Origin of the sequence: Streptomyces roseochromogenus subsp. oscitans DS 12.976, assembly GCF_000497445.1 — a bacterium.
GTDB classification, from domain to species: domain Bacteria; phylum Actinomycetota; class Actinomycetes; order Streptomycetales; family Streptomycetaceae; genus Streptomyces; species Streptomyces oscitans.
Genome location: NZ_CM002285.1, coordinates 6,782,477 through 6,789,739 on the forward strand (window position 1 = coordinate 6,782,477; position 7,263 = coordinate 6,789,739).

Genomic DNA, 7,263 nt, shown 5'->3' on the forward strand with positions numbered 1-7,263 from the left:
CCCGCGATGCCCATGCCTCCCCCTTCTGGCCGCCGCTGTGGAGCCCGTCCGAGGGTACGCGCCCGGGTGTGTGCGCGTCATGCGATCCGGCGAGCGTCGTTCAACGGGTAACGACCCGGTGAGACTTGTGTCCGGCCTCATGAGCTTGTGTCCGACCCATTGACGCGGAAGCGCTTCGAATCTACGGTCTCGCCCAGCTGGTCAATGTGATCGCCCCGATCATGACCGAGCCGGGCGGCCCGGCCTGGCGGCAGACGACGTTCTTCCCGTTCGCGCAGGCGTCGAGGTGCGGCCGGGGCGAGGTGCTCGACGTGCGGGTGGACTCGCCGACGTACGAGACGCGGAAGTACGGCGAGACGGATCTGCTGCACGCCTCGGCCGTCCGCGCGGCCGACGGCACGGTCACCGTGTTCGCCGTCAACCGCAGCCGGACGGACGCCCTGCCACTCGAAGTCACCCTCACCGGAATGGAGTTGACGACCGTCGCCGAGCACAGCGCGCTCGCCGACGCCGATCCCGACGCCCGTAACACCCTCGACGACCCCGGGCGGGTCGCCCCGCACCCGGTCGAGGGCACCACCGTGGCGGACGGCACCCTCACCGCCGTACTGGAGCCACTGTCCTGGAACGTGATCAGACTGGCGTGACCGGCAGTCCTCCCGTCGCTCTGCCGAGCAGCGTCAGGCTCACCTTCCCCGGCCCCGACAGCGTGGTGAACTCCGAGAGGACCGCCAGCGCGAGGGTGTTGGTGCCCCGGGTGCGCAGGACGCCGTTCGGCAGGACGAAGGTGTGCTGCGGGCCCACGTTGTTGATGTACTGGCCCATGTTCCAGCCGTTGAGGAAGATCTGCGCCCGGTAGGCGCGGTACGGGTCGTCCTCCAGGGTCAGGCCGATCGACGCGTCGATGTCCGCCGGGACCGAGAGCCGGAAGGTGGTCCGGTACCAGGTCACGCCCTGGTACCGGGCGGCACGCGGGAAGGCCGTCTTCTCCCAGTCGTGGTCCCGGAAGCCGGGCAGATGCCAGCCCTCCCGCTCGCCGTACAGGCCCCCGTTGTTCATCGGGCCGCGCACGGGGTCGGGGGCCTTCTCGCCCTGGATCCGCCAGCTCACCGAAGGGGAAGCCCCCTTGAAGGAGGCCGCCGTCAGGCCACGGGCCGCCTTGTGGGTGTCGAGGCCCTTGCCGTCCTGGTCGTGCTGCATACGCCGTACGAGCACGGACAGCACATGCCGGCCGGGGGAGCGCAGCGCCTCCCGCACGGGGAAGGCGGCGGTCGCCGTCCAAGTCCCCTGCCTGGTGGTCGTGTTCTTGTCCGGTACCGGCATCCGGTGGGTGCCCAGCGGTTCGCCGTCCAGCCAGGCCATCAACAGGCCCTGGGTGCCGGTGCTGTAGGCGAGCGAGATCTCCTCCAGGCCGGTGGAGTCGGTGAAGGTGCCCCGGTACCAGACGTCTCCGTAGTGGAAGCCGTAGTCGTCGGCGAAGAGGACCGGCCCGCCGTCGGGGACGGGCGTGGTGCTGAACGACGACTTCTTGTCCGCCGCCTTCCAGCCCGAGTCGTCGAAACTGGGCCCGACCTCCGGGTTCTCCGTGCGCATCCGCCAGCCGCCCAGCCCGGGCAGCCTCACCTCGGGGACGGCAGGCAGCATGCCGGTGGTCATCAGGCTGCCGGACAGCGTCACCCGGGTGGGCAGTCTGCGCCCGTTCCACACCAGGGTGTCGATGCCGCGCGGCCCCCACACCTCCATGCTCGTCGTGTTCGTGACGTCACCCGTCAAGTGGACCTCGGAGCCGCGCAGTTCGACATGGCGCAGCAGCGCCGGGCCGTACACCAGCAGGGTCCCGGACGGGGTGTCGTACGGGAACACGCGTACGGCGGTGGCGTCGTCGGCGAAGAGCAGCAGCAGCGGCGTCTCGGTCTCGCCCTTCTGCACCAGCACCCGGGTCAGTCCGCCCTGGCCGAGCGGCGTGTTCACATGCAGTTCGTCGGCGCCGTCGAAGGCCCAGGCGGCCTCGGGGTCCAGCCGCATGACGTCCGGCTCGGCCCGGCACTTCAGCACCAGCTCGGTCATCTCGCCGCGGCGGCCCGAGAACAGCGCGATGTCCTGCCGCCCCGCCGTCACGCACAGCACGGGCTCGGCGGTGGCGTACTTGAGGGTCCGCCTGCCCAGCCTCAGCCCGGTCGTCAGCAGCCTGGCGTCCTTGCCGGGCACGGTGATCCGCACCCGGCCGGCGTCGGTCGGCAGATCGGTGGTGACCGCGTGCGAGCCGTCGTTGCGGGCTACGTAGACATGGGCGCCGGTGTCCGGGTTGGTCAGGTGGTAGACCTTCAGGCCCTCGGCGTGCACGTCCGCCGCCCGGTCCAGCTTGGCGAAGTCGGGAACGCGCTGCAGGAGATGGCCGAGCTGGTGCATCGGGGCGATCTTGCCGGTGACGTTCCGGGCCTCGTCGATGGCGGCGCCGTAGTCGTACGACGTGTAGACGACCGGCGCGGGCAGCCAGCCCCAGGAGGTCCCGCCGAAGGTCATGTACACGTTGTGCAGGGTGAGCCCGTTGGCGAGGTTGGTGAGGTAGAAGCGGCGCTCGTAGGCGGCGTCCCGGGTGCGCCGAGACTCGGCGTACCCCTTGCCGTCGAACCAGGCCCCGCCCCACGGGTCGAACCAGCCGCCGCCGAACTCGGGCACGAAGCCGGGCGTGGACGGTGAGGCGCCGGCCCCGCCCTTCGCCCCGCCGGGCCCGAACGTCCCCCAGTCCGGCGGAGTCTGGGACGGCGACGGATACCCGTCGAAGCCGTACAGCCAGCCGCCCTTCTCGCCGCCGGTGTCGAACGACCCGGGCACCCAGTAGCCGTTGCGCCCCTTGTCGTTGTGGAACAGCGGCACGTCGATGCCGTCCGCCCGCACCTTCTTGTACAGGTGGGACATGTACGCCCGGCCGGTCTCGTCGGTGTGGGCGTCGTACTCGTTCTCGATCTGGTACAGCAGGATCGTGCCGTTGCCCTGCGTGAACAGGTGCTTGCGGGCGATCCGGTTCACCTGGGTCAGCCACGCGTCGACGTGCCCCAGATACGCCGGGTCGTCGGTCCGGGCCGTGCCCTTGGCCGCGGTCAGCCAGCCGGGGAAGCCGCCGCCGTCCACCTCGGCGTTGATGTACGGGCCGGGCCGCAGGATGACGTACAGGCCGGTCTCGGCGGCCATGCGCAGGAACAGGTCCAGGTCCCGGACGCCGGTGAAGTCGTACCGGCCGGGTGCGGGGGAGTGGTAGTTCCAGGCCACGTAGATGCTCACGGCGTTGTAGCCGTGGGCGCGCATCTTCTGCAGCACGTCCCGCCACAGGGAGGGGCTCGGCAGCCGGAAGGGATGCATCTCGCCGGACCACACGACCAGCCGTCTGCCGTCCACGAGCAGCGAGTACCGGTCGTAGCCGATGGTGTGCCGCTCGCCGTCGGCGCTCGGCGGGGCGGGCGCCGGGCCGGTCGGCACGCTGTGTGCCGCGTATGCCGAGGGCGCCCCGGTGCCGTCGCTGCCGCCCAGGGCGAGCCCGAGGGCGGTCGAGCCGGCCAGGGCACTGAAATTTCGTCTGCTGAGCGCCAAGGTTGGATCCTCCCGGGCGATCTTACGGGGCGCGGGCGAAGGCCATTCTCCATGCGGCGACGTCCCACAACGGATTCATGAGGATCTCGGCACGGGCGGATTACGCGGTACGGGCGGTACTGGAGTTGGCCGTACGGCAGGGTAACGACCCCCGTGAAGGCGGAGGAAATCGCCGCCGCGCAGGGCATCCCGCACAAGTTCCTGGAAGGGATCCTGGGCGATCTGAGGCGGGCCGGGATCGTCGACAGCCGGCGGGGCGGAGGCGGCGGCTACCGGCTGGCGCGGGACGCGGCCGACGTCACGGTCGCGGATGTGATCCGGGCGGTGGACGGCCCGATCGTGCCGGTCCGCGGCGGACGCCCCACGGGCCTCGCCTACACCGGCAACGCTCAGCCCCTGCTCCCCACAGCGCGATACACAGATGTGAACGGCCGGTTGTGAATGGCCGGAGTTGTATCTCCCGGGGGTGAGCGGGGCTTTCTACGATGCGGAGCGCTTCACAGGCTCCACACAGACCCCCCACACCCGACCATGGGAGAAATCATGGCTGGTGGACTCCTCCTGAGCGGTGCCGTGGCGGCGCTGCTCTCCACCGCGATACCCGCTCAGAGACCCGCCGGTGGCCCGATCGACAACCCGCCCCCGGACAAGATCGTCATCGATGTGGCGACGGTGAACGGCTCCGGCTGCCCCGAGGGCACCGCGGCGGTCGCCGTCTCACCGGACAACACCGCCTTCACGGTGACCTACAGCAGCTACCTGGCCCAGGCCGGCGGCAACTCCGACCCCACGGCCTTCCGCAAGAACTGCCAGCTGAACCTGGTGGTCCACGTCCCCCAGGGCTTCACCTACGCCATCGCCAGCGCCGACTACCGCGGCTTCCTGTCCCTGCAGCCCGGCGCGAGCGCGACCCAGAAGGCCTCGTACTACTTCCAGGGCTCCCCGAACACCGTGCCCAAGAGCCATCCCTTCAACGCCCCCTTCAATGACAACTGGGAGGCCACCGACAGCACGGACTGGGCCCAGCTGGTCTGGGCGCCCTGCGGGGTCCTGCGGAACTTCAACATCAACACCGAGCTGCGGGTGAACGCGGGCACCACCAATCCCGACAAGGTCAGCTTCATGACCATGGACTCGACGGACGGTGACATCAGCACGGTGTACCACCTGGCGTGGAAGCAGTGCCCGAGCGCGTAGGGCGACTCCCGCCACGCCGGTCACTCCGAGTAGGCGATGACTTTCGCCGGTTCTGGCCGGTTCACGCCAGCGAACCGTCATCCATCGGTTGACCTGCGGAAACGTTAGACCAGGAGTGATGCCGATCAGGGGAGCGCGAGAGGCGCACTGTGAGTCCATGGACTGCCTTCGCGCGCCCCTGATGTGGTTACTCAACGTAAGCGAGGCTCTGCTAGTTCTGTGTACGCAGCGTGACGACAGCAGTTCGTTGCGACCTACGTGCATGAAAGACGAGGTAGAGCCATGCCCCTCGACACAGTGACAGCACCGGCGGCGGGCCCGGAGTCGGAGCAGCGGCAGCAGGAGCAGCAGAGCCTCAGCACCGCGGCGGCGCGCAATCTCGCCACCACCACCAAGTCCGAACCCCAGATGCAGGGCATCACCTCCCGCTGGGCGACCCGCATGCTGCCCTGGGTGAACGTGCCCGGCGCAACCTACCGGGTCAACCGCCGTCTCTCCTACACCGTCGGCGACGGCCGCGTGACCTTCGTGAAGACCGGCTCCAAGGTCCAGGTGGTCCCCGCCGAACTGGGTGAACTGCCCCTGCTGCGCGGCTTTTCCGACGCCGACGTGCTCGGCGCGCTGGCCGACAAGTTCGTGCAGAAGGAGTACGCGCCGGGCGATCTCATCGTGCAGGCGGGCCGCAAGGCCGACCAGGTGTTCCTGATCGCGCACGGCAAGGTCGAGAAGATCGGCGAGGGTCCGTACGGCGAAGAGGCCGTGATCGGGCTGCTGGCCGACGGGGACACCTTCGGCGGCCGGGTGATGTCCGGCCAGGCCAAGAAGTGGGAGTTCACGGCCCGTGCCGCGACCGCCACGACCGTCCTCGCGCTGCCGATGACCGCGTACAAGGCGGTGGCCGACCGCCACGAGGCACTGCGCGCGCATGTGCGGCACATCAGCTCCAACGGGCACCGCAAGCTGAACCGGTCCGGTGAGGCGGCGATCGAGCTCAGCTCGGGGCACGTGGGCGAGGAGACCCTGCCGCAGACCTTCGCCGACTACGAAGCCGAGCCGCGCGAGTACGAGTTGAGCGTGGCGCAGACGGTGCTGCGGGTGCACAGCAGGGTGGCCGACCTCTTCAACGAGCCGATGAACCAGACCCAGCAGCAGTTGCGGCTGACCATCGAGGCGCTGCGCGAGCGGCAGGAGTACGAGCTGATCAACAACGAGGAGTTCGGCCTGCTCAACAACGCCGACTTCGACCAGCGGATCTCCACCTTCTCGGGCCCGCCGGCCCCGGACGACATGGACGAGCTGCTGAGCATGCGGCGCAAGACCCGCTGTTTCCTCGCCCACCCCAAGGCGATCGCCGCGTTCGGCCGCCAGTGCAACAAGCGGGGCATCTACTTCGGCGGCATCGAACTGAACGGCAACCACCTGCCCGCCTGGCGCGGGGTGCCGCTGCTGCCGTGCAGCAAGATCCCGATCAGCGAGCACGGCACGACGTCGATCATCGCCATGCGTACCGGTGAGGACGACCAGGGCGTCATCGGCCTCTACCAGACCGGTATCCCGGACGAGGTCGAGCCCGGCCTGAACGTCCGCTTCATGGGCATCAACGAGCAGGCGGTCATCTCCTACCTGGTCAGCACCTACTACTCGGCGGCCGTCCTGGTGCCCGACGCCCTCGGCATCCTGGAGAACGTCGAGATCGCCCGCACGAACGGGAGCTGACGACGGTGTCGTTGATCTCCCGGGTCACGGCTCCTGCCGGGTCCCACGACACGGCGGGCCTGGTACGGGCCCTGCTGTCGGCCGGGACCTCCCCGCCGACGGCCGGGCCCGCCCCGCCGGTGGCCGGGTCCGCCTCCCACGAGCCGCGCCTGCCTTCGGGCCGCACCGGCCCAGGCACCTCGTCGTCCCACATCCCCACGGAACCGTCCCCCACCCCACCCCGAACGGCCGCACTCCCTCTGCCCCTGCCCACCCCAGCAGTCGCCCACCAGCCGACAGCGGTCCAACCGCCGGTGACGGCGCATCCGCCGACGGCAGTGCCTGCGTCGCAGGGGGCGCGTCTGGCGGCGGCGGTGAAATCGCCGGAGGCGGTGCCTTCACCGGAGGGGGCACGGCCGTCTGAGGCCGGGAAGTCACCGGCGGCCGGGCATGCGCCGACGGCCGGGAATTTGCCGACGGCCCTGCAAGCACCGTCGGTTGGGGCCCCTTCTGGGGCTGGGCAGGTGCCGTCGGTCGGTGGCCCTTTGGCGGCCGGGGACGTGCCGTCGGCCGGGAGTCCTTTCGTGGCCGGGGACGTGTCGGGGGCTGTGCGTTCGCCGGCGGAGGTGCCGTTGTCAGGGGATGCGGGTCGGCCGGTGCTGGTCCAGTTGCCGACTGGTCCCACCGGTCTCGGTACGTCGGCGGCGGCCCTTGCCCTCGCCGGTTCCGGCACCCCGGCGGCAGCGCGCGCCCGCGTCGGTCGTGACGCCTCGGCGGTGGGCC

At 70.2% G+C, this 7,263-nt stretch carries 3 protein-coding genes and 2 pseudogenes; 4 read left to right on the plus strand and 1 reads right to left on the minus strand.

Annotated elements, in window-relative coordinates:
* Nucleotides 1–185: 185 nt before the first annotated feature.
* Nucleotides 186–647 (plus strand): annotated as a pseudogene (locus tag M878_RS79025) (alpha-L-arabinofuranosidase C-terminal domain-containing protein); the annotation flags it as partial.
* Here M878_RS79025 and M878_RS79030 read toward each other — a convergent pair.
* Complete coding sequence (locus tag M878_RS79030) at nt 634–3,588, minus strand: glycoside hydrolase family 35 protein (RefSeq protein WP_023551048.1); 2,955 nt, start codon at nt 3,586–3,588, stop codon at nt 634–636. The pseudogene M878_RS79025 and the gene M878_RS79030 sit on opposite strands and share 14 nt — an antisense overlap.
* Before the next feature lie 77 nt (nt 3,589–3,665).
* Between M878_RS79030 and M878_RS79035 the strand changes: the two are divergent.
* The 3 genes and pseudogenes from M878_RS79035 to M878_RS79045 form a co-directional block, all read left to right on the plus strand.
* Nucleotides 3,666–3,993, plus strand: a pseudogene (locus tag M878_RS79035) (RrF2 family transcriptional regulator); the annotation flags it as partial.
* 138 nt (nt 3,994–4,131) lie between these two features.
* On the plus strand, nt 4,132–4,785 hold the full coding sequence (locus tag M878_RS79040) for a DUF4360 domain-containing protein (RefSeq protein WP_031226214.1): 654 nt from the start codon (nt 4,132–4,134) through the stop codon (nt 4,783–4,785).
* 282 nt (nt 4,786–5,067) lie between these two features.
* Nucleotides 5,068–6,501 carry a family 2B encapsulin nanocompartment shell protein gene (locus M878_RS79045; protein WP_023551051.1) on the plus strand — a complete coding sequence of 478 codons (1,434 nt, stop codon included), beginning with the start codon at nt 5,068–5,070 and terminating at the stop codon, nt 6,499–6,501.
* Nucleotides 6,502–7,263 lie beyond the last annotated feature (762 nt).

Coding starts and splice junctions, on each gene's coding strand:
- M878_RS79040 (WP_031226214.1), top strand. CDS start 4,132: ATGGCTGGTGGACTCCTCCTGAGCGGTGCCGTGGCGGCGCTGCTCTCC.
- M878_RS79045 (WP_023551051.1), top strand. CDS start 5,068: ATGCCCCTCGACACAGTGACAGCACCGGCGGCGGGCCCGGAGTCGGAG.